The organism is Pseudomonas sp. NPDC090592, assembly GCF_044769185.1.
In the GTDB taxonomy this organism is placed as follows: Bacteria; Pseudomonadota; Gammaproteobacteria; order Pseudomonadales; family Pseudomonadaceae; genus Aquipseudomonas.
In genome coordinates this window covers 22,196-49,159 of record NZ_JBIVXJ010000015.1, presented here as the reverse complement: position 1 = coordinate 49,159, position 26,964 = coordinate 22,196, and the positions used below count along the sequence as shown (strand labels likewise).

General features: G+C 62.3%; 23 protein-coding genes. 3 read left to right on the top strand and 20 right to left on the bottom strand.

The window, feature by feature from the left end; all coding sequences use genetic code 11:
• Nucleotides 1-20: 20 nt before the first annotated feature.
• The 3 genes from ACIQUI_RS15410 to ACIQUI_RS15400 form a co-directional block, all read right to left on the bottom strand.
• Nucleotides 21-2,450 carry a TonB-dependent siderophore receptor gene (locus ACIQUI_RS15410; protein ID WP_403199979.1) on the bottom strand — a complete coding sequence of 810 codons (2,430 nt, stop codon included), beginning with the start codon at nucleotides 2,448-2,450 and terminating at the stop codon, nucleotides 21-23.
• A gap of 107 nt (nucleotides 2,451-2,557) precedes the next feature.
• On the bottom strand, nucleotides 2,558-3,520 hold the full coding sequence (locus ACIQUI_RS15405; RefSeq protein WP_403199977.1) for a FecR family protein: 963 nt from the start codon (nucleotides 3,518-3,520) through the stop codon (nucleotides 2,558-2,560).
• A 20-nt stretch (nucleotides 3,521-3,540) separates the two neighbouring features.
• Nucleotides 3,541-4,038 (bottom strand): sigma-70 family RNA polymerase sigma factor, encoded by a 498-nt coding sequence (locus tag ACIQUI_RS15400; protein ID WP_403199974.1) that lies wholly within the window; start codon nucleotides 4,036-4,038, stop codon nucleotides 3,541-3,543.
• 494 nt (nucleotides 4,039-4,532) lie between these two features.
• Between ACIQUI_RS15400 and ACIQUI_RS15395 the strand changes: the two genes are divergently transcribed.
• Nucleotides 4,533-5,696, top strand: a complete 1,164-nt coding sequence (locus tag ACIQUI_RS15395; RefSeq protein ID WP_403199971.1) for a type III PLP-dependent enzyme — start codon at nucleotides 4,533-4,535, stop codon at nucleotides 5,694-5,696.
• A 155-nt stretch (nucleotides 5,697-5,851) separates the two neighbouring features.
• Here the strand turns inward: ACIQUI_RS15395 and ACIQUI_RS15390 are convergent, their stop codons facing one another.
• Nucleotides 5,852-6,601 (bottom strand): tetratricopeptide repeat protein, encoded by a 750-nt coding sequence (locus ACIQUI_RS15390; protein ID WP_403199970.1) that lies wholly within the window; start codon nucleotides 6,599-6,601, stop codon nucleotides 5,852-5,854.
• Nucleotides 6,602-6,604: 3 nt separating this feature from the next.
• A complete protein-coding gene (locus ACIQUI_RS15385) occupies nucleotides 6,605-7,285 on the bottom strand; it encodes a Fe2+-dependent dioxygenase (protein ID WP_403199968.1) in 681 nt (226 codons plus the stop codon).
• Between the two features lie 221 nt (nucleotides 7,286-7,506).
• On the opposite strand from ACIQUI_RS15385, the gene ACIQUI_RS15380 reads away from it, so the two are divergent.
• Complete coding sequence (locus ACIQUI_RS15380; protein WP_403199965.1) at nucleotides 7,507-9,747, top strand: TonB-dependent receptor; 2,241 nt, start codon at nucleotides 7,507-7,509, stop codon at nucleotides 9,745-9,747.
• A gap of 102 nt (nucleotides 9,748-9,849) precedes the next feature.
• Nucleotides 9,850-12,405 carry a PepSY domain-containing protein gene (locus ACIQUI_RS15375; RefSeq protein WP_403199962.1) on the top strand — a complete coding sequence of 852 codons (2,556 nt, stop codon included), beginning with the start codon at nucleotides 9,850-9,852 and terminating at the stop codon, nucleotides 12,403-12,405.
• Nucleotides 12,406-12,533: 128 nt separating this feature from the next.
• Here ACIQUI_RS15375 and ACIQUI_RS15370 read toward each other — a convergent pair whose 3' ends face one another.
• The 15 genes from ACIQUI_RS15370 to hscB form a co-directional block, all read right to left on the bottom strand.
• A complete protein-coding gene (locus ACIQUI_RS15370) occupies nucleotides 12,534-13,325 on the bottom strand; it encodes an amidohydrolase (RefSeq protein WP_403199960.1) in 792 nt (263 codons plus the stop codon).
• Nucleotides 13,313-14,461: a pyridoxal phosphate-dependent aminotransferase gene (locus ACIQUI_RS15365; protein WP_403199957.1), complete on the bottom strand. Its 1,149-nt coding sequence runs from the start codon at nucleotides 14,459-14,461 to the stop codon at nucleotides 13,313-13,315. Before ACIQUI_RS15365 ends, ACIQUI_RS15370 begins: the two co-directional genes overlap by 13 nt.
• A 211-nt stretch (nucleotides 14,462-14,672) precedes the next feature.
• On the bottom strand, nucleotides 14,673-16,136 hold the full coding sequence (gene der / locus ACIQUI_RS15360; protein ID WP_391124458.1) for a ribosome biogenesis GTPase Der: 1,464 nt from the start codon (nucleotides 16,134-16,136) through the stop codon (nucleotides 14,673-14,675).
• Nucleotides 16,137-16,252: 116 nt separating this feature from the next.
• Entirely contained in the window at nucleotides 16,253-17,395 is a 1,143-nt protein-coding gene (gene bamB / locus ACIQUI_RS15355; protein WP_403199953.1) for an outer membrane protein assembly factor BamB, read from the bottom strand.
• A complete protein-coding gene (locus tag ACIQUI_RS15350) occupies nucleotides 17,396-18,037 on the bottom strand; it encodes a tetratricopeptide repeat protein (RefSeq protein WP_403199951.1) in 642 nt (213 codons plus the stop codon).
• Between the two features lie 39 nt (nucleotides 18,038-18,076).
• On the bottom strand, nucleotides 18,077-19,366 hold the full coding sequence (gene hisS / locus ACIQUI_RS15345; RefSeq protein WP_403199949.1) for a histidine--tRNA ligase: 1,290 nt from the start codon (nucleotides 19,364-19,366) through the stop codon (nucleotides 18,077-18,079).
• Between the two features lie 25 nt (nucleotides 19,367-19,391).
• Nucleotides 19,392-20,501: a flavodoxin-dependent (E)-4-hydroxy-3-methylbut-2-enyl-diphosphate synthase gene (gene ispG / locus ACIQUI_RS15340; protein ID WP_201198628.1), complete on the bottom strand. Its 1,110-nt coding sequence runs from the start codon at nucleotides 20,499-20,501 to the stop codon at nucleotides 19,392-19,394.
• Nucleotides 20,502-20,504: 3 nt separating this feature from the next.
• Complete coding sequence (locus ACIQUI_RS15335) at nucleotides 20,505-21,521, bottom strand: RodZ domain-containing protein (protein WP_403199945.1); 1,017 nt, start codon at nucleotides 21,519-21,521, stop codon at nucleotides 20,505-20,507.
• Nucleotides 21,518-22,279: a type IV pilus biogenesis/stability protein PilW gene (gene pilW, locus ACIQUI_RS15330; protein WP_403199943.1), complete on the bottom strand. Its 762-nt coding sequence runs from the start codon at nucleotides 22,277-22,279 to the stop codon at nucleotides 21,518-21,520. The genes ACIQUI_RS15335 and pilW overlap by 4 nt, the downstream gene beginning before the upstream one ends.
• Before the next feature lie 13 nt (nucleotides 22,280-22,292).
• Nucleotides 22,293-23,438, bottom strand: a complete 1,146-nt coding sequence (gene rlmN / locus ACIQUI_RS15325; protein ID WP_403199940.1) for a 23S rRNA (adenine(2503)-C(2))-methyltransferase RlmN — start codon at nucleotides 23,436-23,438, stop codon at nucleotides 22,293-22,295.
• Nucleotides 23,439-23,466: 28 nt separating this feature from the next.
• Entirely contained in the window at nucleotides 23,467-23,892 is a 426-nt protein-coding gene (ndk, locus tag ACIQUI_RS15320) for a nucleoside-diphosphate kinase (protein WP_008092560.1), read from the bottom strand.
• A gap of 88 nt (nucleotides 23,893-23,980) precedes the next feature.
• Nucleotides 23,981-24,181, bottom strand: a complete 201-nt coding sequence (iscX, locus tag ACIQUI_RS15315; RefSeq protein WP_003248529.1) for a Fe-S cluster assembly protein IscX — start codon at nucleotides 24,179-24,181, stop codon at nucleotides 23,981-23,983.
• Between the two features lie 10 nt (nucleotides 24,182-24,191).
• Nucleotides 24,192-24,533: an ISC system 2Fe-2S type ferredoxin gene (fdx, locus tag ACIQUI_RS15310; protein ID WP_012270595.1), complete on the bottom strand. Its 342-nt coding sequence runs from the start codon at nucleotides 24,531-24,533 to the stop codon at nucleotides 24,192-24,194.
• 3 nt (nucleotides 24,534-24,536) lie between these two features.
• Nucleotides 24,537-26,399, bottom strand: coding sequence for a Fe-S protein assembly chaperone HscA (gene hscA, locus ACIQUI_RS15305; RefSeq protein WP_403199938.1), 1,863 nt, complete (start codon nucleotides 26,397-26,399; stop codon nucleotides 24,537-24,539).
• Nucleotides 26,400-26,441: 42 nt separating this feature from the next.
• Nucleotides 26,442-26,963, bottom strand: a complete 522-nt coding sequence (gene hscB / locus ACIQUI_RS15300; protein ID WP_391124437.1) for a co-chaperone HscB — start codon at nucleotides 26,961-26,963, stop codon at nucleotides 26,442-26,444.
• Between the last annotated feature and the right edge of the window lies 1 nt (nucleotide 26,964).

The window sequence follows — 26,964 nt, the reverse complement described above, 5'->3', positions numbered from 1 at the left end:
CGAAGGACGCGACACGAATGTCAGAACCCTACGCTGGCCTGCACATAAAAAGTGCGCGGTTCACCGACATACAAGCCGGCATTGTTGTCGCTGGAACGGGTGAAATACTGCTTGTCGAACAGGTTCTTCACCCCCGCCGCCAACTTCAGGTTGGACATCTCTGGCCCGAACTCATACCCACCGCGGGCATGCCAGGTCACGTAGCCCGGAATATCGCCATACTGCCCGTCGGCACTCGGCTCGGTGATGTAGTCGCCGCTGAAGCTGCCGTCGGCATTGATCCCGGTACCCGGTGCGCGCTGCTTGGACTGGGCGTAGGCATCCAGGTTCCAGGTCCAGCGGTTGACCGCGTAACGCACGCCGGCAGTGGCCACCTGACGTGAGTAGAACGGCAGGTCGCGGCCCTTGAAGCCCGGGATCTCACCCTCATAGGTCGCGCGGGTATAGGTGTACCCACCACTCACCGACAGCCCGTCCAGGCGCGGGTCCAGCCCGGCCAGGTCATAGCGCACCGAAGCCTCGATACCCTGGTGCTTGGTCGCCCCGAGGTTGGTCCAGCCCACATCGTTGCTGATGTACTGCAGTTCATCGTCGAAGTCGATGTAGAACGCAGTCAGTTCACCGGCAAAGCCACCATCGTCATAGCGCGTACCGATTTCGTAGGTCTTGGCCTTTTCTGGCTCCAGGCCATTGGCCGTGCTGTTGCCCGTGCCGCCCTGGCCCAGCTGGAAGTACTGCAGGCTGCCGAACGAGGTCTCGTAGTTGGCGAACACCTTCCACGCGTCGGAGATGTGGTACATCACACTCAGCGCCGGCAGCGGCTCGTTGCTGGTGATGCTGCGCTTTTTCTCCGCTACCGGGCGGTTGTTGGCATCCAGCACCGGGCGGTCGCGCCAGTCGGTGTTGATGTGCTCGAAGCGGATGCCCGGGGTAATGGTCCAGTTGCCCACGTCGATCTTGTCGTCAATGTAGTAGGCGCTGGCCTCGGTGCCGCCGCTACGGTCCTGGAACACGTGGCCATCGGAGGTTGGGGTCACGGTGGGCACGTTGTCGATCAGCGCCAGGCGGGTCGACTGCTCGCGCATCGCTTCCTTGAGGTAGCGATAACCCACGCTGACTTCCTGGGTAGTGGGGCCGGCAAAGAAGATGCGTGACAGCCGCGGCTCGATGGCGAAGGTATGGTAGTTGCGCGGGTACGACGACAGGGTCTTCATGTCGCGCGCGGCAATGGCACTGCCGCGGAAGCTGTCGGTGTAGTAAGTCAGCACTTCGAACTGGGTGGCATCGTCGAGCTGGCGCTGCCACTTGAACGAAACGTCCTTGCGCCGACCAGAAAAGTAGTCGTAGTCACGCACAGACTGATACGGGTTGCTGTCGTACTGGGCCTGGGTCAGGCCACCTGGCATGTCGGCACGGCCATCGTAGTAGTGGAAGTTGAGCCAGAACTCGTCGACGTCGGTGGGTGCCCAATGTGTCTTGAGGATCACGTCATCGATGTCGTTGCCGTTGTTGCTTTCACGGTAACCGTTGCCGTTCACCCCGGTGTACAACAGCGCCACGCCCATGCCGTTCTCCGCGGTGCCGCCGACGAAGGCCGACTCGGTGTGTTTCCAGCCGCCGTGCTGGGAGGTTTCCAAAGTGGTGGACAGCTCCCCCGAGGCCTTTTCAGGAATCGCCCGGGTAACGAAGTTGATCACCCCGCCCACGTTCTGCGGGCCATAGCGTACCGAGCCTGCACCGCGCACCACATCGATGCTGTCGAGGTTGCCCGAGGAAATCGGCGCCATCGACAACTGCGGCTGGCCATACGGCGCGAAGGCGGCCGGAATCCCGTCGATCAATACGGTAGAGCGCGGCGACAGGCGCGAGGTCAGGCCGCGCACGCCCACGTTCAACGACAGGTCACTGCCGCCGGTGCCGTTGGAGTCCTGCACCTGCACACCCGGGATGCCGCGCAGTACATCGCGCACGTTCATCGCGCCCTTCTCCACCATCGCCTCGCGGCGCACCACGGTGCGCGCGCCGGGGTGGTTCTGCACCACGCTCTGCTGGGCATCGCCCAACCAGTCACCGACCACCTTGATGTCGGTAGGCGCCAGCTCCAGGCTGCCGCTGCCCAGGTCAACGGTAGTCGGCAGCGGCTTTACCACGACGGTGTCCTGGGACATCTCGAAGGTCAGCCCGCTGCCTTGCAGCAACTGTTGCAGCGCCTGCACCGGCGCCAGGTTGCCCGACACCGCCGGGGCCTGCTTGCCAGCCACCAGCTCGGGACTGAAGAACAGCTGCAGGTTGGTCTGCTGACCCAGCTGGTTCAGCGCAGAAGCCAGCGGTTGGGCCTGGATCTGGATGGAATTGCCGGCCTGTGCAGCCTGGCTGTTGACGGCCACGGCACTGACCGCCAGGGCCAGCGCCAAAGCGCGAAAGCGTGGGAAAGACTTGTTGTTGTTCACGTCGTCGAAACTTCCTGGATGCGGAATAAACGCCAACCGCGTGCAAATGGAAATGCTTGGCAGTTGCAGCTGGCGAGGAAGACGAACGAGCGAAAAAAAACCTGAATCTATTTCGCAATTATTTCGCGGGAGCCGTCTTCATGGGCCTTGATGGCCACCGGCAGGATGCTCGGCAAGGCCCGCAGCAGCGCGTCGGTGTCGTCGGTGCTGAAGGTGCTGGAAAGGCGCATCTGGGCAACTTTGCCAGGGCTGACCCGCAACGGTTGGCTGCGGTAGCGCGAGGCTTCGGCCACCACCTCGGCCAGGGTGGCGTTGTCGAACACCAGCTTGCCCTGGCGCCAGGCCGTCACGGCGCCAGCATTGACGGTATAAGGTGCGCTCACCACGCCTTGTACATCTATATGCGCCCCCTGCCCGGCGTTAAGCTGCGCAAGCGACGCCCCCTTGCCCTGCACACGCACCGAACCTTGCTCCACGGCTACCCGGGTGCTGGCCGGGTCCAGGCGCACGTCAAAGCGGGTGCCGGTCACCGTTACCCGGCCTTGGGCGGTGTCGACCACGAACGGCCTGTCACTGTCATGGGCGACGCTGAACATCACCTCACCGGCACTCAGGCGGATATGCCGCTGGCCAGCGCTGAAATCGACCTGCAACTGTGTGCTGCCATTGAGTTCCAGTTGCGAGCCATCCGGCAATTCGACCTGGCGACGCTCATTGAAGGCAGTTTGCAAGCTGCCCTGGTGGTTCAGCTGCTGGTAGTGCCAACCGCCCCATCCCAGGCCCAACGCCAGCAGTGCCACACTGGCAGCCAGCGCCTGGCGCACGAAACGCCGACGTGGCAGCTGCTGCACCGGGTCCGGCTGGCACAGTGCTTCAAGGCGCTGGCGTGGAATGAGGGTGGCGGCCTGCCACACGCGGCTGAGGTGTTCGTACTCTTCCCGGTGGCGCTGGTCGCTCGCCAACCAGGCGCGCAACTGTTTCTGCAGCCCGGCATCGCGAGGCGCATCCTGCACGCGGGCAAACCATGCGGCCGCCTGCTCGCGGACGGTATCGGTACCGTGCTGTTTCATCGAAAAGGTCTCCTGACTCTTCATGCCGACACATCCAGGTGCTCACGCAAATGCCGGAGCGTGCGGATCATATACTTTTCGACCATGTTCTTGCTCAACCCCATGCGCTCGGCGATCTCGGCCTGGGTCAGGCCTTCGAGCTTCTGCCAGATGAACACCTGCCGGCAGTTGAGCGGCAACTCGGCCAGCGCCCGCTCGACGCTGTCGGCCAACTCCAGGGCATGCACGTAGGCCTCCGGGTCGCCACCGCCGCTACCGCCCTCGTCGAAAGCGTCCAGCGCCAGGGCCTGGCGGCGGTCCTCGCGGCGGAAACCATCCACGGCAATGTTGCGTGCGGTCTGGTGCAAATACGCCCGCGGCTGCTCAACCTGCTCGCGCGGGTTTTCCAGTACCCGGACAAAGGCATCGTGGGTGAGGTCCTCGGCCTGCTGGCGACTGCGCAGTTTGCGCGTCCAGGTACCGATCAGCTCATGGTAATGGTCGAGGAAGCCTTTGTGTCCGGACACGGTCGGGGTCATCAGGGAGGCGGATAAGGGTGCGAATAGTAATGTTTCTCATCAAAACCAGCAAATCCGCCAGTCGGTAACAAAAAATTTATGCGTTATTTCCTGTACGGGGGTACCAGGAAATCGTGGCCATAAATATGAACACCTGAGGCCTTTTCGCGGGCACGCCCGCTCCCACAGAAAGCGCGCGACGCCTGTGGGAGCGGGCGTGCCCGCGAAGGGGCCAACGCGATCTATTCCACAATTATTTACGCTTGAAACATCGCGGGGAACATCAGCCGGTCACATGGGTCGGTTATTCAAATGGCTGGTGGTCGATCCACGCCGATCACGCCCGGATTACCTGTTGATTCTGCATTCTTCACGCCCTAAAGTGCGCGCCGAACGTCCATGCTGGAAACGATCCATCCGGCTCAAGTACTGAGTAGGCGAACCAAAGTGGGGATACGGAGGACGTTCAGTTTGCAGCCACTTAACTTTTCAGTTTGCCCATGGAGTCCCTGAGCATGTCGATCCAGGTCGAAGACTATTTCGCGCGTGACACCTTCCAGAAAATGAAGGCGTTCGCCGACAAGCAGGAAACCCCGTTCGTACTCATCGATACCCAGATGATCAGCCAGGCCTATGACGACCTGCGCGCCGGTTTCGAATTCGCCAAGGTCTACTACGCGGTCAAGGCCAACCCGGCCGTCGAAATCATTGACCTGCTCAAAGAGAAAGGTTCGAGCTTCGACATCGCCTCGATCTACGAACTGGACAAAGTGCTGGGCCGTGGCGTCAGCGCCGACCGCATCAGCTACGGCAACACCATCAAGAAGTCCAAGGACATCCGCTACTTCTTTGATAAGGGCGTGCGCCTGTACGCCACCGACTCGGAAGCCGACCTGCGCAACATCGCCAAGGCCGCACCGGGCTCGAAAGTGTATGTGCGTATCCTGACTGAAGGCTCCACCACAGCCGACTGGCCGCTGTCCCGTAAATTCGGTTGCCAGACCGACATGGCCATGGACCTGCTGATCCTTGCCCGCGACCTGGGCCTGGTGCCTTACGGCATTTCCTTCCACGTGGGTTCGCAGCAGCGCGACATCAGCGTGTGGGACGCCGCCATCGCCAAGGTGAAGGTGATCTTCGAGCGCCTGAAGGAAGAAGACGGCATCGAGCTGAAGCTGATCAACATGGGTGGCGGCTTCCCGGCCAACTACATCACCCGTACCAACAGCCTGGAAACCTACGCCGAAGAGATCATCCGCTTCCTGAAGGAAGACTTCGGTGACGAGCTGCCGGAAATCATCCTGGAGCCAGGCCGTTCGCTGATCGCCAACGCCGGTATACTGGTCAGCGAAGTGGTGCTGGTTGCGCGCAAGTCGCGTACCGCCGTCGAGCGCTGGATCTACACCGACGTGGGCAAGTTCTCCGGCCTGATCGAAACCATGGACGAAGCCATCAAGTTCCCGATCTGGACCGAGAAGAAAGGCGAAGCAGAAGAAGTGGTCATCGCCGGCCCGACCTGCGACAGCGCCGACATCATGTACGAGAACTACAAGTACGGCCTGCCGCTGAACCTGGCCATCGGTGACCGCCTGTACTGGCTGTCGACCGGCGCCTACACCACCAGCTACAGTGCGGTGGAATTCAACGGCTTCCCGCCGCTGAAGGCCTACTACCTGTAATGAAAACGGGGCCGCAAGGCCCCGTTTTCATTTGTGCTCTCCTGTACCGGCCTCTTCGCGGGCTTGCCCGCTCCCACAGGTGTAGCGTTTCCCTCAGGTTGGTCACCGTCCCTGTGGGAGCGGGCGAGCCCGCGAAGAGGCCGGCACAGGCGACATCAAGTCTCGCGCCTGGCCAGTTCTTCGGCATAACGCCCGGCAAACGCCATCAACACCGGCCCCGCCCCCTGCAAGGTCGCCAGCGCCGCGCGCAGGAAGTTCAGGTTGCCCTCGACCCGCGCCCGCTCCAGCCACTGCCCAGCCTCCGCCAGTTGCCCGCGCTCGACCAGCACCAGCCCCAGGCTGAACATCCCACGGAAATCCCCCGCCTCGGCCGAGCGCCGATACCAGCGCACCGCCCGCGCCGGGCTGGGCGCCGTGGCAATGCCCTGCTCCAGGTAGCGCCCATACAGATTCATCGACTTGGCATGGCCCAACTGCGCCGCCTGCTCATAACACATCAGCGCCTGTGCCTGGTTGGCCGGCACCCCGCGCCCGGTCGCCAGCAGGTTGCCAAGGTTATACAGTCCCCAATCCAACCCGGCATCGGCCGCACGGGCATAGTGCACGGCGGCCTGCGACAAGCTCACCTCGCCCCCCCAGCCATGCTCCAGGCAGCGCCCGAGCATGTTGTGCGCCATGGCGCTGCCGCCCTGTGCAGCAATGCCGAACCAGCGCCGGGCAACACCGGCATCTTCTTCGATACCACGGCCATCGAGCAGGATCTGCCCCAGCAGCAGCTGCGCCTCGACCGCCCCCTGCCCCGCCGCAGCCAGGATTGCCTGGGCGGCCTTGCCCGGGCTTTCTTCAAGCATGGCCTGCAGGCCGGCTACATCCACCACTTCTTCACGTCGCAACAGGTAAGACACGGTTCAGACCTCGGCCCAACGGCGCAGCAGGTTGTGGTAGGTGCCGGTGAGTTGCAGCAACGACGGGTGGTCGGGCACATCGGCGGTCAGTTGCTGGATGGCGTTATCCATCTCGAACAGCAGCGCACGCTGGCTGTCTTCGCGCACCAGGCTCTGGGTCCAGAAGAACGCGGCATAGCGCTGGCCACGCGTTACCGGGTTGACCTTGTGCAGGCTGGTGCCGGGGTACAGCACCAGGTCACCGGCAGCCAGCTTGATCTGCTGTACGCCATAGGTGTCCTGAATCACCAGTTCGCCGCCGTCGTAGCTGTCCGGGTCGCTGAGAAACAACGTGGAAGACAGGTCGGTACGCACGCGCTCCGGGCTGCCCTTGGGCTGGCGCAGGGCATTGTCGATGTGGAAGCCGAAATTGCCACCTTCGCGGTAGCAGTTGATCAGCGGCGGGAACACCTTGTGCGGCAGGGCCGCCGACATGAAGCGCGGGGTTTTCCACAGGCGGTCGATCAGCGCTGTGCCGATTTCCTTGGCCAACGGGTGCCCTTCTGGCAACTGCAGGTTGTGTTTGGCCTTGGCCGACTGGTAGCCGGCAGTGACTTTACCGTCGGCCCAGTCAGCCTGCTCCAGCGCCTCGCGGATACGGGCCAGTTCATCGGCGTCGAACAGGCCGGGGATGTGAAGCAGCATGGGAGCGGCACCGTCAGGAATTGTAAAGGGCCAATGATATTGATTCCCTTTTGCGCTTAACAAGCCCCGTTCGCCGCCTTAGACGTTTCAGCGTGAAAAAACTGTAAAGGCAAATTGTAAAGAATGTAAATTCTTCACGAATGGTAACGAGTCTCAATTGTTAGTCACAATTGCTTACATTAAGATCCGCCGCCTCATCACCTTGGGGAAGGTCCTTAGCAATGCGCCAGTCCGTACCATCTGCTGTGAGTTCACCACGCCTGATCGTGTCTGCCATCGGTGTCGCCATCTCTGCTGGAGCGAGTGCTCAATTTGCGTTTGCAGGTGAACAGGCTGATTCTGTGATTTCTCTCGACGCAACCAGCGTCAACGCGGCGCAGGATGTCACCAGCTACAAGGCGGACACCGCTAGCTCGAAGAAATACACTGCGCCACTGCGTGAAACACCGAAGAGCGTTACGGTGATCCCACAGCAAGTCATTCGAGACACCGGTGCGACCTCGTTGGTAGATGCCCTGCGTACAACTCCAGGCATTACATTTGGCGCAGGCGAAGGCGGTAACCCCGCAGGTGACCGCCCCATCATCCGCGGCTTCAACGCCGAGAGTGACGTGTTCGTCGATGGTATGCGCGACGTCGCTTCGCAAAGCCGTGAAATCTTCAACGTTGAATCCATCGAAGTCGCCAAGGGCCCGGGCTCGGCGTTTACCGGTGCAGGATCGACGGGCGGTAGCCTCAACCTGGTCACCAAGACCGCAAAACTTGGCGACAGCTACAACGGCGGATTCACTTGGGGTTCGGACCAGACCAAACGCACCACCCTTGATCTGAACAAACAATTGACTGACACCTCGGCCTTCCGTCTGAACCTGATGAAGCACGAGGCCAATGTCGCTGGTCGCGACGACGTGGATGTGAGCCGATGGGGTGTGGCACCCTCGTTCGCATTTGGTTTGGGTACCGATACGCGGGTCACAGTGGGTTACTACCACCTGAAAACCGACGATATGCCTGACTACGGCATCCCGCTGAATCGCAGCGCCACGCGCAGCAAGTACGACGTAGACGGGCCCGCTCACGTTGACCGCGACAACTTCTACGGTTTGAACGGTCGCGACTATCGCAAGACCAGCAATGACAGCGGCACGATCCGTATCGAACATGACCTGAACGATAACCTGACCCTGTCCAACAGCTTCCGCATGTCACGTTCAACACTCGACTACATCGTGACAAACCCGGACGACAGCAAAGGTAACGTGGCCAACGGCACGGTCTACCGCGCGACCAAGAACCGTAACTCTACGTCCAAAGGCTGGGTGAACCAGACCGACCTGAGTGCCAAGTTCAATACCGGCTTTATCGAGCACAGTCTGGTCACAGGACTGGAGTTCACCTATAGCGACACCCACAACCGTGGCTATGTCATTACCTCCGCCGCTGGCACAGGCACCGTTTGCAACCCGGCCTTGTTGGCTTCAGGCGACTGCACCAGCCTTTACGACCCATCGCCGGATGACGGCTGGTCAGGCACCATCACCGACAGCCAGGCCTTCACCGACACCGATACCAAGACTAGCGCTGCCTATGTTTTCGACACTCTGACCTTCAACGATCAATGGTCGCTCAACCTGGGCCTGCGGTACGACGATTACCAAACAAAATCAAGCGGATACAGCACGGGTGGCCGTGGCTCCATTGCAGGGGACTTCTCTCGCGAAAACAATGCGCACCTGTGGAACTATCAGGTTGGCGTGGTCTACAAACCACTGCCTAACGGCAGCATCTACGCTGCATGGTCGACGTCCAGCAACCCGTCGGGGGAAACCGGCGGTAACGGTGGCCTGGAACTGGCAGTCAACAACAGCAACCTTGACCCGGAACGTAACCGCAACTACGAAATCGGCACCAAGTGGGATTTCTTCGACGATAACTTGTCGCTGACAGCCGCTCTGTTCCGCACCGACAAGACCAATGCTCGTGTTACCGACCCTGACAATGCCACCTATCAGGTACTCGATGGCGAACAACGTGTGCAAGGTGTGGAGCTGACTTACGCCGGCAACCTGACCAGCAAGTGGAAGGTCTACGGCGGCTACACCTACATGGAAAGCGAGATCGTGAAAACCTCTACTGCTGCGAACGAAGGCAATCACATGCCTAGCACGCCGCGTAACAACTTCACCTTCTGGTCGACCTACGACATCATTCCTCAATTGACCGTGGGTGCCGGTGCCACTTTTGTCGACTCGCGGTTCGGTGACGAAGCCAACTCTGTTGAAGTGCCTTCCTACTGGCGCTATGACGCCATGGCTACTTATCGCCTGACAAAAAATGTCGATCTGCAGCTGAATGTGCAGAATCTGACCGACAAGCGTTATTTCGATCAGGTATTCGCACCGCATTACGCCCACGTAGCGCCTGGCAGAACTGCACTTATGAGTGCCAACTTCCACTTCTAAGGAAGTCAGCCCGAGCCCCGTTCATTCCCATGAGCGGGGCTTTTGTGTATCAAGGCATAATGCACGCCGCGCAGGTAGCGGCAGCAACACAAGGTGAGAGATGTGGTGAAGAAGACGCTGTTCCAATTGCACTGGTTCTTTGGCATCACCGCTGGCCTGGTGCTGGCCTTAATGGGCATTACCGGGGCGCTGTACTCGTTCCAGGAAGAACTGCTGCGGGCATTCAATGCCGATGTGCTCAAGGTGGAAGTGCGCGCCGAAGGCGTGCTGCCGCCCGCCGAGCTGGTCCAGCGCGTCGAGGCCCAGCAACACGACAAGGTGTCGATGCTGTGGGTCGATGTGCGTGAGGGCAATGCCGCACGCATCTTCTTCATGCCAGCACCCGGCGAGCGCCGTGGCACGCTGCGTTATGCCGACCCGTACACCGGTGAACTCAAAGGCGAAGTAGCCGGGCAAGACTTCTTCAACCTCATGCTTACCCTGCACCGCTTCCTGGCTATGGGCGACACCGGCCGGCAGATCACCGGTGCCTGTACCCTGATGCTGGTGTTCTTCTGCCTCTCCGGCCTGTACCTGCGCTGGCCGCGCAAGGCGCTGGACTGGCGCACCTGGCTGACCTTCGACTGGGCGAAGAAAGGCCGTGCCTTCAACTGGGACCTGCACGCCGTGGCAGGCACCTGGTGCCTGCTGTTCTATCTTCTGTTCGCCCTGACCGGGCTGTTCTGGTCCTACGAATGGTACCGCGAAGGCCTGAACAAGCTGCTGGCCGACGCGCCGGCCGCCGGCCAGCAACAAAAACGCGGCGAAGGCCGTGGCCGCCATGGGCCGCAGAAGGTCGACAAGAACGCTCCGCCGCTGGTGGTCGACTACGATGCGATCTGGACCAACCTCAAGGACGCCGCAGGCCCAGGCCTTGCCGCCTACAACCTGCGTCTGCCACCGGTTGGCGGCCAGCCGGCCAACCTGTTCTACCTGCTGGACAACGCCGATCACCCACGCGCCTTCAACACCCTGGTGCTGGACCCGGCCACCGGCCAGGTGAAAAAGCACGACCGCTACACCGACAAATCCTTCAAGGCCCAGCTGCTGCAGAGCGTCTACGCCCTGCACGTCGGCGAATACTTCGGCCTGCCTGGGCGCATCATCGTCACCATCGCCAGCCTGACCATGCCGCTGTTCTTCGTTACGGGCTGGCTGCTTTACCTTGACCGCCGCCGCAAGAAGCGCCAGGTGCGTGCAGCCCGTGGCAACGTCGCCAGCAGCAAAGGCAGCGGCGACAGCTGGCTGATCGGTTTCGCCAGCCAAAGCGGCTTTGCCGAACAACTGGCCTGGCAAAGTGCCGGCCAGTTGCAGGCCGCCGGCCTGCCGGTGCAGGTAAGGGCACTGGCCGAACTGCGTGAAGACGACCTGCGCCAGGCCCGCCGTGCGTTGTTCGTGGTCAGTACGTTTGGCGACGGCGAAGCCCCCGACAGCGCCCGCGCCTTCGAACGCAAGGTGCTCGGCCAGCCGTGGGCACTGAACAACCTCAGCTACGCCCTGCTCGCCCTCGGCGACCGCCAGTACCCGCACTTCTGTGGTTTCGCCCGCCGCTTGCAGGCGTGGCTGGGTGAGCGCGGCGCCAGCAGCGCATTCAGCCCGGTGGAAGTGGACAATGCCGACCAGGCTGCGCTGCAGCAATGGCAGCAGGAACTGGCGCAATTGACCGGTGCCCAACCGGTGGCCGCGTGGCAGCCGCCAAGCTTTGCCAACTGGTCGCTGGTGCGCCGCGAGCTTCTGAACCCCGGCAGCCAGGGTCAGCCGGTGTACCTGCTGGGCTTGCAACCGCAAGAGCCTGCCAGCTGGGAGGCTGGCGACCTGATAGAGATCCTGCCGCTCAATGGCCAGCCTCGCGTTGACGCGTTCCTGAACGGCATGGCACTGGATGCCGGGGCCAAGGTGCAGGTCAATGGCCTTGGCGAAACCCTCGCCCAAGCCCTCGCAGGTCGCCAATTGCCCGGCCGTCGTGATCACCTGATCGGTTTGCAGCCGCAGGCGCTGGTGGATGCACTGGTACCGATCGGCGGCCGCGAATACTCGATTGCTTCCATCGCCAGCGATGGCGTACTGGAGCTGATCGTCCGCCAGGAACGCCACGCTGATGGCAACCTTGGCCTGGGTTCGGGCTGGCTGACCGAATACCTGCCGCTGAACGGCACGCTGAGCCTGCGCCTGCGGCGTAACAGCGGGTTCCACCTGCCGGAAACGGCTGCACCGATGATCCTGATCGGTAACGGCACCGGCCTGGCCGGCCTGCGCAGCCTGATCCGCGCACGGGTGAATGCTGGCGAGCAGCGTAACTGGCTGCTGTTTGGCGAGCGCAACCGGGCGCATGACCTGCTGTGTGGCAATGAGCTGCACGGCTGGCTGGAGAGCGGTGATCTGGCACGGCTGGACCTGGCGTTCTCGCGGGATCAGGCCGAGAAGGTGTATGTGCAGGATGTGTTGCTGCAACAGGCTGATGAGTTCAAGCGCTGGGTGGCGGATGGCGCCTGTGTGTATGTGTGTGGCAGCCTGCAAGGGATGGCAGCGGGGGTGGATGCGGCGCTCACTGGCATGCTTGGGGAAGCTGCTGTGCAGCAGCTGATCGAGGATGGGCGGTATCGACGGGATGTGTATTGATCATCCATTGATGTAGCCAGCACTGGCCCTATCGCCGGCAAGCCAGCTCCCACAGGTGCTGCACAAGTCTTCAGGCCTGTGCAGTACCTGTGGGAGCTGGCTTGCCGGCGATAGGGCCGGTCCTGCTGTCAGTGCAACTCGAAGGTATCGGCATCCAGGTTAGCCGGGAACTTGGCCCGGTAGGCCGCCAGCTCCGCCGCGCTCAATACCGCGGTAAACACCCCGTCGGCCTCCCCGGCACTGAGCAGGCTCTCGCCCTGGAAGTCCAGCACCTGGCTGTCCCCCGAATAGGCAAAGCCTTTGCCATCCGTCCCCACCCGGTTCACCGCCGCCACATAGCACAGGTTCTCGATCCCCCGCGCCGGCAACAGCCGGTTCCAGTGCTGACGGCGTGCAGCCGGCCAGTTGGCGGTGTACAGCAGCAGGTCTGTATCCTGGGCATCACGGCTCCACACCGGGAAGCGCAGGTCGTAGCAGATCAGCGGGCGAATCCGCCAGCCCTTGAGCTCGAACTGCACCTGGCGCTCACCGGGGGTGTAGTGCTTGTGCTCACCAGCCATGCGGAACAGGTGGCGCTTGTCGTAGTGCAGGATTTCGCCATCCGGGCGCGCCCACAGCAGGCGGTTGCGGTGGCTGCCATCGGCAGCCTGGATGATCACGCTACCGGTAATCACCGCGTTGCACTTCTTCGCCTGGGCCTTCAGCCATTTGTAGGTCGGGCCGTTCTCCGGCTCGCACAGGGTTTCCGATTGCATGGAAAAGCCGGTGGTGAACATTTCCGGCAGGATCACCAGGTCCACGTCGCCCACCTGCTCCAGCAACACTTCAAAGTGCGCGTAGTTGGCCTCGCGGTCGTGCCAGGCCAGGGTGGTTTGCACCAGGGCGACTTTCAGGTTCGGCAAGGTACTCAGATCGCGCATAGTCGTTCCGCTGCCTGACGCAGCGTCTCCTCACGTTTGGCAAAGCACAGGCGCACCAGGCGTTGCTCGGGGATGGGTTGCTGGTAGAACACCGACACCGGGATGGTCGCTACGCCGTGCTCACGGGTGAGCCACAGCGACATGTCGACATCGTTCAGGTCGGGGCGGATCTGCGAGTAGTCCACCAACTGGAAATAGGTGCCCGTCGTACGGGTAAAGTTGAATCGCGAACCTTGCAGCAAGCCGCAGAACAGGTCGCGCTTGGCCTGGTAGAAGGCCGGCAACTCATCGATATGCTCCGGGTGCTCGGCCATGAAGTCGGCCAGCGCGCACTGCAACGGCGTCACCCCGCAGAAGTTCACATATTGGTGCACCTTGCGCAGCTCGGCGCTCAGCGCCGGAGGTGCGATCACGTAGCCGGTCTTCCAGCCGGTAACGTGGTAGGTCTTGCCGAACGAGCTGACCACGAAGGCGCGTTGGTACAACTGCTCATGGGCCAGCACGCTGGCATGGCGCACGCCGTCGTAAACCAGGTGCTCGTAGACTTCATCGCTGACCAGGTAAATATCGCGGTCGGCAACAAGCTTTGCCAGCTGGTCAAGGTCTTCGCGGGTGATCAGCGCGCCGCTGGGGTTGTGCGGCGAGTTGAGGATGACCATGCGCGTGCGCGGGCTCAGCGCATCGCTGAACTTCTGCCAGTCGATACGGAAGTCGCCGTCGCTCAGTTGTACATGCACGCAGCGGCCACCGGCCAGTTCCACGGACGGTTCATAGCTGTCGTAGCAGGGGTCGAAGACGATCACTTCGTCACCGGCATGCACCACCGCCTGGATGGCGCAGAAGATCGCCTCGGTAGCGCCGGGGGTGATGGTCACTTCCTGGTCGGCATCCACCTGTGCGCCGTACAACCGCGCGACCTTGGCCGCAACCTGCTGGCGCAGGGCCGGCAGGCCGGTCATCGGCGAATACTGGTTATGCCCGGCGGCCACATGCCGGCCCACTGCATCGAGCAAGGCCTGGGGGCCGTTGAAGTCAGGGAAACCCTGGGACAGGTTGAGCGCACCGGTCTGCACGGCGAGCTGGGACATGGTGGTGAAGATGGTCGTGCCGACATTCGGCAGTTTGCTGCGGATCATGGAGCCCTCTTTCCTGGGGTGTATCCGGCACGGGGTGGAGTCCGAGCATAGCGGATCGAGCGGTCAGGAAAAAGGTTGAAACAATAGAGGGATTGCGCTGGATCAAAGGGCCTCTTCGCGGGCTTGCCCGCTCCCACAGGTCCTTCACAGGATTCAATAGCTGTGCAGTACTTGTGGGAGCGGGCAAGCCCGCGAAGAAGCTGACGCGGAATCAGCGCTTGTCGCGGCGCTTCTTCTCGGCCTTCTTGTGGTGCGACATCAAGCGGCGTTTCTTGTTGACCTGGCGGTCGGTGAGGGTGTTCTTCTTGCCCTCGTACGGGTTCTCACCGCCCTTGTACTCGATGCGGATCGGCGTACCGACCAGCTTCAGCACCCGGCGGTAGGTGTTTTCCAGGTAACGCGAGTACGACTTGGGAATGCTCTCGGTCTGGTTGCCGTGGATCACGATCAGCGGCGGGTTGGCACCACCGAGGTGGGCATAACGCAGCTTGATGCGGCGGCCGTTGACCAGCGGTGGCTGGTGCTCGCTCACAGCATCTTCAAGAATCTGCGTCAGGCGGCTGGTTGGCCAGCGGGTCACCGCCGAGGTGAACGCGGCCTGCACCGACTTGTACAGGTTGCCCACGCCAGTGCCGTGCAGGGCGGAAATGAAGTGGATGTCGGCGAAGTCGACAAAGAACAGCCGGCGCTCCAGCTCGGTCTTCACGTAGGCGCGCTCGCCCGGCTCCATGCCGTCCCACTTGTTCAGGGCAATGACGATGGCCCGGCCCGCTTCCAGGGCAAAGCCCAGCAGGTTGAGGTCATGGTCAACTACGCCTTCACGGGCATCCATGACGAAGATCACCACGTTGGCGTCCTTGATCGCCTGCAGCGTCTTCACCACCGAGAACTTTTCCACTTCCTCGTGGATCTTGCCGCGCTTGCGCACACCGGCGGTGTCGATGAAGGTGTACTTCTCGCCATCGCGCTCGAACGGGATGTAGATACTGTCACGGGTGGTGCCCGGCTGGTCATAGACCACCACGCGCTCTTCGCCGAGCATGCGGTTGACCAGGGTCGACTTGCCCACGTTCGGGCGGCCAATGATGGCGATCTTGATGCCATCTTTCTCGCTCGGGCCAGGGATGCGAACCGCTTCCTCGCCTTCGGCGACTTCCTGGTCCAGGGCCTCTTCCTCTGCGTCACGAGGAATATGACCCAGTACGCTTTCCATCAGCGCGTTGATACCGCGGCCCTGGGAGCCTGCCACCGGAATGGCGTTGCCCATGCCCAGCGGCGAGAACTCGGCGCGGGCGACGTCAGCGTCGATGTTGTCGATCTTGTTGGCGACCAGAATCGCCGACTTGTTGCGCTTGCGCAGGTGCTCGGCAATCATCTGGTCAGCGGCGGTCATGCCGGCGCGGGCATCAACCAGGAACAGCACGTAGTCGGCTTCTTCGATGGCCATGAGCGACTGCTCGGCCATTTTCTCGTCCATGCCCACTTCGTCACCGGTGATACCGCCAGTGTCGATCAGGATGAAGGAACGACCCTGCCAGCTGGCATCGCCATACTGGCGGTCACGGGTCAGGCCCGACAGGTCACCCACGATGGCATCGCGGGTTTTGGTCAGGCGGTTGAACATGGTGGATTTGCCGACGTTCGGGCGGCCCACCAGGGCGATTACGGGAACCATCGGCTCTCCACTCTTGAATTCTTGAAAATGCAAAGGCCGCTGCAAGGCAGCGGCCGGAGTACGGGCGGCGTGTCCTACGCCGCGGCTTGAAGCCCGCCAAGGCTTCAAGCATAGCTTCAGCGGATGGTCAGTGCCTCGAGCTTGCCGCTGTTGCCGAAGACGTAGATGGTGTCGCCAACCACAAGTGGGCGGGCGCGCAGGCCATCGCTGTCAATACGTTCGCGGCCCACGAAGCGGCCGTCCACCTGGCTCAGCAGGTGCAGGTAACCCTCGAAGTCACCCACTGCCACGTAGCTGCTGAACACTTCAGGCGCGGTCAACTGGCGACGAGCCATGCTGTCGTTGCTCCACAGGGCGCTGGAGGAGCGTTCATCGATGCCCTCCACGGTACCCGATGCTTCGCTGACGTAGACGTTACCGAAGCCCTGGGCCACGCCCACATAGCTGGAGGCATCGCGCTGGAACAGCTCGCGGCCGCTTTCCAGGTCCAGGCCCGCTACACGGCCCTGGTAGGTGCTGACGTACAGGGTACCACCAGACAGCAGCAAGCCGCCGTCGATATCAACCACACGGTCCAGCTCGGAGCGGCCTTTAGGGATGGCCACACGGCTTTCCCACACAGGCACGCCGTTGTTGATGTCCACCGCTACCACCTTGCCGGTGGACAGGCCGGCGACGGCCAGGCGGTTGGTGGCGATCGGTGCACCGGTGCCACGCAGGGTCAGCACGGCCGGGGAGTTTTCGTAGATCCAGCGGCGGTCGCCGGTGGCGGCATCCAGGCCGATCAGGCGGTCGTCCTGGGTCTGCACTACCACGACGTCACCGTTGTTGGCAGGCGGGGCCAGCACTTCGCTGGTCACGCGCGAGCGCCAACGCTCTTCACCGGTGCTGGAATCCAGGGCGATCACTTCACCCTTGAGGGTACCGAGCATGACCAGGCCGTAGCCCACGCCAACAGCGCCGGAAACCTGCAGCTCCAGGTCCTTCTTCCACACCACGTCGCCGGTGATGCGGTCGAGGGCGAAGACTTCGCCGTTGACGTCGGAAGCGTAGATACGGTCGTTCTCGATGGCCGGTACCAGGGTGTTGTAGGTTTCACCCTGGCCGTCACCGATCGAACGGCTCCACTGCTTCTTCAGCACCACTTCCTCGGTGAACTTGGTCAGCTCGGCCGGGGGCAGTTCCTTCTTGCTGTTGCTGCTGCAACCTGCGGCCAGCACGGCCAGGGTCAGCACTGCTGCATGTTTCCAACCGATCACTTACGCGTCCCCTTTAGCCAGGTCATCCAGCTTCAATTGCAGGCCACCGACCGCCGCCTCATCAGACAGCGCAGCCTTGGCTTTCTCGTAAGCACTGTGTGCGTCGTCGGCACGACCCAGCTGAACCAGCAGGTCGCCCTTCAACTCTTCACGGCTGGCCAGGAAGGCTTTGTCGGCGTCGCCGTCGAGCAGCTTGAGGGCATCCTCGGCCTTGTTCTGAGCGGCCAGCACACGCGCCAGACGCTGGCGCGAAATCTCGCCCAGGGTCACGTCGGCCGGCTTGTCCAGCACGCTTTTCAGCTCGGCAGCGGCGTCGTCGAGCTTGCCGCTCTCGACTGCGACCTTGGCCACGAACAGGCTGCCGTACTGGGCGTACGCGGTGCCACCGAACTCGCTCTTGAGCTTGCCGGCCAGCTCCGCAACCTTGGTGGCGTCTGGCTGGCCAGTCGGCGTCAGGCTGGTCTCAAGCAACGCCTGATACAGCTGCGAGGCACCTTGCGACTGGTTGCTCTGGTACTTGTGCCAGGTATTCCAGCCCAACACCACCACGCCCGCCAGCAAGGCGCCGGTCAGCAGCGGCTTGCCGTTACGGTTCCACCAGTCCTTGACCCCTGCCAGGTCATCATCATCGGTACTCGACACCCCAATACTCCTTTTCGCCTATTCGCTTGTTGAACCGCGTTACGCCTGCGCGATCGCGGTTTCCAGGTGCCCTGCAAGAGCATCCCAGGCAATGTTCTGTTGTTCGCCCTGGCCACGCAGGGGCTTCAAGCCGATTTCTTGCTTGGCCAGTTCGTCGTCACCGAGGATCAGGGCGAACAGCGCGCCGCTCTTGTCGGCTTTCTTGAACTGGCTCTTGAAGCTGCCACCACCGGCATTCACCGCCAGGCGCAGGCCCGGCAGGCGGTCACGCAAGCCCTCGGACAGGCGCAGCCCCGCCAGTTCGGCCTGCTCGCCGAAGGCACACAGGTAAACGTCGATCTGGCGGCTGATGGACTCCGGCACCTTGCCGAGGGTTTCCAGCAGCAGGATCAGGCGCTCGATACCCATGGCGAAACCAACGCCCGTGGTCGGTTTGCCGCCCATCTGCTCGACCAGGCCGTCGTAGCGGCCACCGGCGCACACGGTACCCTGGGCGCCGAGCTTGTCGGTGACCCACTCGAACACGGTCTTGCTGTAGTAGTCCAGGCCACGCACCAGCTTGGTGTTGATCACGAACGGAATACCGGCGGCGTCCAGGCGGGCCTTGAGGCCCTCGAAGTGCACTCGGGACTCTTCGTCCAGGTAGTCTTCCAGCTTCGGTGCGCCAACCAGCACCGCCTGGGTGTTCTGGTCCTTGCTGTCGAGGATGCGCAGCGGGTTGCTCTTGAGGCGGCGCTGGCTGTCTTCGTCCAGTTGCTCAAGGCGCGCCGAGAGGAACTCGACCAGCGCGTCACGGTAGCGTGCGCGGGCTTCGCTGGTACCCAGGCTGTTGAGCTCCAGCTTGACGGCGTCCTGGATACCCAGCAGGCCCCACAGGCGCCAGGTGAGCATGATCAGTTCGGCGTCGATGTCCGGGCCGTCCAGGTTGAACACTTCCACGCCAATCTGGTGGAACTGGCGGTAGCGGCCCTTCTGCGGGCGCTCGTGGCGGAACATCTGCCCGATGTACCACAGTTTCTGCACCTGGCCGTTGCCGGTGATGCCATGCTCCAGCACGGCACGCACGCAGGCGGCGGTGCCTTCGGGGCGCAGGGTCAGCGAGTCGCCGTTGCGGTCCTCGAAGGTGTACATCTCTTTTTCGACGATATCGGTCACTTCACCGATCGAGCGTTTGAACAGCTCGGTGAACTCGACGATCGGCGTGCGGATCTGGCTGTACCCGTAGGTGTCCAGCAGGCCGGCCACGGTGCCTTCGAAGTAGCGCCACAGTGGCGACTGTTCTGGCAGGATGTCGTTCATGCCACGGATGGCTTGCAGCGATTTGCTCACGAATAGTCCTTACGAATTCTGTGTGTCAGCCACGGGCGATCAGCGCCGCGTCGGCTTCGGCTTTTTCGGCCGCTTTCTGGCGGATGAGCTTTTCCAGCTCATCGACCAGGTTGTCATTGGTCAGTTTCTGCGCCGGCTTGCCGTCGATGTAGATCAGGTTTGGCGTGCCGCCGGTCAAGCCTACATGGGCTTCCTTGGCTTCACCCGGGCCGTTGACCACGCAACCGATCACCGCCACGTCCAGCGGCACCAGCAGGTCTTCCAGGCGCCCTTCCAGCTCGTTCATGGTCTTGACCACATCGAAGTTCTGCCGCGAGCAGCTCGGGCAGGCGATGAAGTTGATGCCACGCGAACGCAGGTGCAGCGACTTGAGGATGTCGTAGCCGACTTTCACTTCTTCGACCGGGTCGGCCGCCAGCGAGATACGGATGGTATCGCCAATGCCTTCGGCCAGCAGCATACCGAGGCCGACGGCGGATTTCACCGTCCCCGAACGCAGGCCACCGGCTTCGGTGATGCCCAGGTGCAGCGGCTGTACGATCTGCCTGGCCAACAGGCGGTAGGCTTCGACGGCCATGAACACGTCGGATGCCTTTACGCTGACCTTGAAGTCCTGGAAGTCCAGGCGGTCGAGGTGCTCGACATGGCGCAAGGCCGACTCGACCAGCGCAGCCGGGGTCGGTTCGCCGTACTTTTTCTGCAGGTCTTTTTCCAGCGAGCCGGCATTGACGCCGATGCGGATCGGGATGCCACGGTCGCGGGCGGCATCGACCACGGCGCGTACACGGTCTTCACGGCCGATGTTGCCCGGGTTGATACGCAGGCAGTCAACGCCCAGTTCGGCCACGCGCAGGGCGATCTTGTAGTCGAAGTGGATGTCTGCGACCAGCGGCACGCTGACCAGTTGCTTGATCTTGCCAAACGCCTCGGCTGCGTCCATGTCCGGCACCGAAACACGCACGATGTCCACGCCGGCATCGACCAGGCGCTGGATCTGCCCGACGGTGGCGGCCACATCGTTGGTGTCGGTGTTGGTCATGCTCTGCACCGCGATGGGCGCATCACCACCCACCGGCACATTGCCGACCCAGATTTTGCGGGATTCGCGACGTTTGATCGGAGATTCGCCGTGCATGACTTACTGTCCCAACTTCAGGCGAGCGGTCTCGCCACTGGTGAACGGGGCAACATCGACGGCCTGGCCGTTGTAGCTGACCTGGGCGCCACGGGCAAAGCCCAGGCGTACCGCAAACGGCGGCTTGCCGGTCAGTTCGAGGTTGTCCCCCTTGCGCTTGATGGCGCTGAACAGCACCTTGCCATTGCCGTCGCTGACCTGGGTCCAGCAATCGGCGACGAACTGGATGGAGACCTTGGCACTGCCGGCAGGCACTGCGGCTGGCTCGGCTGCAGCCGGCGCTGCCGGCGCAACTGCAGCCGGTGCCGGGGTAGCCGGTACTACCGCGGCAGGCGCAACAGCCGATGCGCTGGCAGCAGGTTGCGCGGGTGCCGGAGCCGGCGCTGCGGCAACCGTTGGCGCCGGGCTGGCAGGCGCCTGTTCGGCAACAGCGCCAGGCTGCCCGGCAGTGGTCTGCTCCAGGGCCAGCGGCGCGCTTTCGGGCTGCTGGCCAGCGGTTACGGCCTGGTCTTCAGGCTCGTCAAGCGGGTGAATCTGGGTGGTGCCGTCGGCGCTTTCGACTTCGACGTGCTCCAGGGCCATCTTGGCCAGGTCCTTGCCACGCAGGCTGCCCTGGTCCTGCCACCAGACGAAACCACCACCCACCACAGCCACCAGCAACAGCAGGCTGACGCCGCGCAGTATGTTGTGCGACAGGCGCACCGGCTCTTCGATACGGCCCAGCGAGTGCACTTCGCTGCCTTTGGCGTGGGTGCCGGTGTAGCGGTCGAAGGCCTCTACCAGGGCGGCCTGGTCAAGCTCCATCAATTTGGCATAGGCGCGGATGTAGCCACGGGCGAAGGTATGCCCGGGCAGCTTGTCGAAGGCGCCGGTTTCCACGTGGTTCAACGAACTGACAGTGAGGTTGAGCTTGCGGGCCACCTCGGCTTGAGACCAGTCCCGTTTCTCACGGGCCAGGCGCAAAAGCTCACCGGGGTTCTGGCCAGGCGCTACTGCTACTTCGGGATGCGCGGCGTTCATCGTTGCTCCGACAGGTATTGCTGATATTCCGGCGTACCGGGATAAAGTCGTTGTAATTGCTGGCCCATCTCGGCCAGTGTGCCCTGCTCGTCGAACACCCGGGCAAGGCGACTGCCCAGCAGCAGGCTACGGGCATCGTGGTCGCTCAGCTGGCTGAAACGATCGTAGTAGTCCCGGGCCGGCACATAATGCCTGTTTTCGTAGGACAACTCAGCCATTTCCAACAAGGCTTTTGGTTGCCGCTGGTTGAGTTGCAACGCTTTGTGCAGATACGCGTGCGCCTTATCGCGGCGTTCGAGCTTCAGGGCGGTCAGGCCCAGGTTCTCGTACACGCGTGAGCGCTCAGGATACAGGGTATCGGCACTGGCCAGGCGAAACATCTGCTTGGCCTCGGCAAAACGCCCCTGAGCATAAAGGAAACTGCCGTAGTTGTTGCGAATTCGCGTGTCGCCAGCGCGGGCCTGCAACGCCTTGTGGAAGTGTGCTTCGGCCAGCGCCGGCTCACCTTCGGCCTGGAATACCAGCGCCAGGGCGGCGTGCGCATCGGCATCACGGCTATCCAGGGCCAGGGCCTTGCCCAGCGGCACCTTGGCCTGCTCGGTCAAACCCTGTTGCAAATACCCCAGGCCAAGCTGCACATAAGCCCGCCCCGCCTCCATCCTGCCCTGGCGGCTGGCCAGAGGATCGCCGGTGCCGCCCGACACACAGCCGGCCAGCAGCAAAAGCGCAAGGATCGACAGCGCGGCGCGCAGGCTCATGGGCAGTTTCCGGTCAGTGGCTGGCGGCGCTGTCTTGCAGCTCGACGTCCGCAGACAGCTGACGCACGGCAATGTAGCGCTCACTGCGGCGGGTGCGGTCGTTGACCTGGCCAACCAGCTGGCCACAGGCGGCATCGATATCGTCACCGCGGGTAGTACGGGTGGTGACGTTGAAACCACCGTGGTGCAGCAGGTCCTGGAAGCGACGAATGGCGTTGTTGCTCGGCCGCTCATAACCCGAATGCGGGAACGGGTTGAATGGGATCAGGTTGATCTTGCACGGTACGTCGCGCAGCAACTCGATCATTTGCGCAGCATGCTCAGGCTGGTCGTTGACGTCCTTGAGCAGGGTGTATTCAACCGTGAGCACCCGCTTGCCGCCCAGGGTGGACATGTAGCCCATGCACGATTCCAGCAGCACCGTCAGCGGGTACTTCTTGTTGATCGGCACCAGCTGGTTACGCAGCTCGTCGTTTGGTGCATGCAGCGACAGGGCCAGCGACACGTCGATGTGTTTGGCCAGTTCGTCGATCATCGGCACCACGCCCGAGGTGGACAGGGTGACGCGACGCTTGGAAATGCCATAGCCAAGGTCATCCATCATGATTTTCATGGCGGCGATGACGTTGTCGAAGTTCAGCAAGGGCTCGCCCATGCCCATCATCACCACGTTGGTAATCGCGCGGTCGACTTTGGCAGGAACGGTCCCGAAGGATTTGTTGGCAAGCCACACCTGGCCGATCACTTCGGCGGCGGTGAGGTTGCTGTTGAAGCCTTGCTTGCCGGTGGAGCAGAAACTGCAGTCCAGGGCACAGCCGGCTTGCGACGATACGCACAAGGTGCCGCGGTCGTCGGTAGGAATGTAGACGGTTTCGACGCAGCTGCCGGAGGCAACGCGGATCACCCACTTGCGGGTACCGTCGGCGGAAATGTCTTCACTGACCACTTCCGGTGGGCGAATCTCGGCAACGGCCTCGAGCTTTTCGCGCAAGACCTTGCCTACGTTGGTCATGGCCGCAAAGTCGGACACGCCAAAATGGTGAATCCATTTCATCACCTGGCCGGCACGGAAGCGTTTTTCCCCGATTGAGTCGAAGAATTGTTCCATTTCCGGCTGGGTCAGACCCAACAGGTTGATTTTGCCAGTAGATGTCGTCATGGATTCACCCTCACCCGTAAGCTTTCGCTTAGCGAGTGGTTACCTCGGTAGCAGCGAAGAAGTAAGCGATTTCGCGAGCAGCAGCAGCTTCGGAGTCGGAACCGTGAACGGCGTTGGCGTCGATCGACTCGGCGAAGTCAGCACGGATGGTGCCGGCAGCAGCTTCTTTAGGGTTGGTAGCGCCCATCAGCTCACGGTTCAGAGCGATGGCGTTTTCGCCTTCCAGAACCTGAACAACAACCGGGCCGGAAGTCATGAAGGCAACCAGGTCACCGAAGAAGCCGCGAGCGCTGTGCTCAGCGTAGAAGCCTTCGGCTTCGGCTTTGGACAGTTGCTTGATTTTCGAGGCAACGATTTTCAGGCCGGCTTCTTCGAAGCGGGTGGTGATCTTGCCGATGACGTTTTTGGCTACTGCGTCAGGCTTGATGATCGAGAAAGTACGTTGAACAGCCATGGAAAACTCCAGAATATGAGTGTTACGAAAAATTAAACCCGCGAATTATACGCGGGTTTCAGGGGATTGCCTAACCTGCACACGTCGCTTAGTCGGCTTCGTCAATCCAGGCAGCCTGGATTGCCTCAAGCACTTTCTCACCGCCGCGTGACGGATCGTCGCTGAATTCTGGCAAGGCCAGCACCCAGCGGTGCAGGTCGACAAAATTCACATAACGAGGATCGACCTCAGGCTTGCTTTCTGCAAGCTGGATTGCGATCTCAAGTACATCAACCCATTTCAGACTCATGTACAGGCCCTCAGTGCGGTGCTTCGGCAGCGTGGTTCAGCGAATACTTGGGGATCTCGATGGTCAGGTCTTCATCGGCGACCACCACCTGGCAGCCCAGGCGCGACTGCGCCTCCAGGCCCCAGGCCTTGTCCAGCATGTCCTCTTCCAGCTCGTCGGCTTCTTCAAGGGAATCGAAACCCTTGCGCACGATGCAGTGGCACGTGGTGCAGGCCTTGACGCCGCCGCAGGCGCTTTCCATCTCGATGTGATGGTCGTGGGCCAGTTCCAGGATGTTGGTCCCGGTCGGCACCTCCACGGTCAGCCCCTCCGGGCAGAACTTCTCATGCGGCAGGAATGTCACCAGCGGCATCGGTTACTCCTCGATCTCATTCAGGTTGCGCCCGGCCAGTGCGGCTTTGACCGTCGAATCAAGGCGACGGGCGGCAAATGCGTCGGTCACCTGCGACAGACGCTTGGTCTGTTGCTCGATGGCTGCGCCATCGGTGCCGGCCAGCAAATCACGTAGTTCTTGCATCTGGAACTCAATGGCGTCGCGCTCGTCGCTGCTGAGCAAGCGTTCGCCGTCGGCGTCCAGGGCGCCCTGTACCGCTTCGAGCAGGCGCTCGCCGTCCACCTGGTGCTCACGCAACTGGCGGGCATGCTTGTCGGAACCTGCGTGTTCGAACGAGTCCTTGAGCATGCGGGCGATTTCGCCGTCGGTCAGGCCGTAGGACGGCTTGACCTGGATGCTGGCTTCCACGCCCGAGCCCAGTTCGCGGGCGGCAACGCTGAGCAGGCCGTCGGCATCCACCTGGAAGGTGACGCGAATTTTCGCCGCACCGGCAACCATGGCCGGGATGCCACGCAGCTCGAAGCGTGCCAGCGAGCGGCAGTCGCTGATCAGCTCGCGCTCGCCCTGCAGCACGTGGATCATCATGGCCGACTGGCCATCTTTATAAGTGGTGAACTCTTGAGCACGCGCCACCGGAATGGTGGTGTTGCGCGGGATCACCTTTTCCATCAGCCCGCCCATGGTCTCAAGACCAAGCGACAGCGGAATGACATCAAGCAGCAGCAGTTCGCCCCCTTCGCGGCGGTTGCCGGCCAGGGTATCGGCCTGGATGGCAGCGCCAATGGCAACCACCTGGTCAGGGTCGATCGAGGTCATCGGGGTACGGCCAAACAGCGTACCCACGGCATCACGCACCCGCGGCACCCGGGTAGAACCGCCAACCATGACCACGGCACTGACGTCTTCAAGCTCAACGCCACTGTCGCGCACGGCGCGGCGGCAGGCCTTGAGACTGCGGGCAACCAATGGCTCGATCATGGCTTCGAAGGCAGTACGGCTCAGTTCGCCCTGCCAGGCGCCATGGCTGACGCTGACCACGTCGGCGTCTGTCAGGGCTTCCTTGGCTGCGCAGGCGGCTTGCAGCAATGCACGCTGGGTGGCCGGGTCCAGGTCGGACGACAGGCCAGCCTGCTCGATGATCCAGCCGGCAATGGCGTGGTCGAAGTCGTCACCGCCCAGGGCGGTATCGCCACCGGTGGCAAGCACTTCGAACACGCCAGCGGTCAGGCGCAGAATGGAGATATCGAAGGTACCGCCGCCCAGGTCATAAATGGCCACCACGCCCTCGGCGTTCTGGTCCAGGCCATAGGCAACGGCGGCTGCGGTCGGTTCGTTGAGCAGGCGCAGCACGTTCAGGCCAGCCAGGCGCGCAGCGTCCTTGGTGGCCTGGCGCTGGGCGTCGTCGAAATAGGCCGGCACGGTGATTACCGCGCCTACCAGCTCGCCACCCAGGGTCGCTTCGGCGCGTTCGCGCAGCACCTTGAGGATATCGGCAGACACTTCCACCGGGCTTTTTGGCCCCTGGACGGTGTCGATGAATGGCATGTGCGACTCACCACCCACAAAGCGGTATGGCAGTTGCTCACCCAGTTGCTTGACGTCCGCCAGGCCACGCCCCATCAGGCGCTTGACCGACAGCACGGTGTTCAACGGGTCGCTGGAGGCGGCATCACGCGCAGCCTGCCCCACTTCGATGCGCCCTTCGAGGTAGCGCACCGCGGACGGCAGAATGACGTTGCCCTGCGCGTCAGGCAGGGGCTCGCTACGGCCGCTGCGCAGTGCAGCGACCAGAGAGTTGGTGGTACCCAGGTCGATCCCCACCGCCAGGCGGCGCTGGTGCGGCTGAGGGCTTTGACCGGGTTCGGCAATCTGCAGTAGGGCCATGCTTATCTGAATACCTTAGGCGTCATCACGGGCGACACCGGGTTAATCGTCGAGGCGCTCTTCCAGTTGGCGCACTTCTTGGGCGAGCTTGTCGAGGAATTGCATGCGGCGCATCAGGCGCTCGGCCTTCTCGCGTTCGCCCGGGGCATCCCAGCAGGCGGCAAAGTCCTCGTTCAGTGTGTCCTGGGCAACCTTCAGGCGCTTCTTGAACACACCGACACCATCAAGGTCGGCTTCGTCCTGCAACTCTTCGAGCTCTTCACGCCACTGCATCTGCTGCAACAGGAAGTCCGGGTCGTGGACCGTGACTTCCTGGGGTACTTCATGGCCGCTGATGGCCAGCAGATAACGGGCGCGACGCGGCGCACTGCGCAGCGTCTGGTAGGCATCGTTGAGGGCTGCGGATTTTTCCAGCGCTACACGCTGCTCACGTTCGGAGGCGTCGGCAAAGCGGTCAGGATGGACTTCGCGGGCCAGCTCGCGGTAGCGAGTGGCCAGCTTGTCGAGGTCCAGGCGGAAGCTTGGCTGGAGGTCAAACAATGCGTAATGACAAGGAGTACCCACA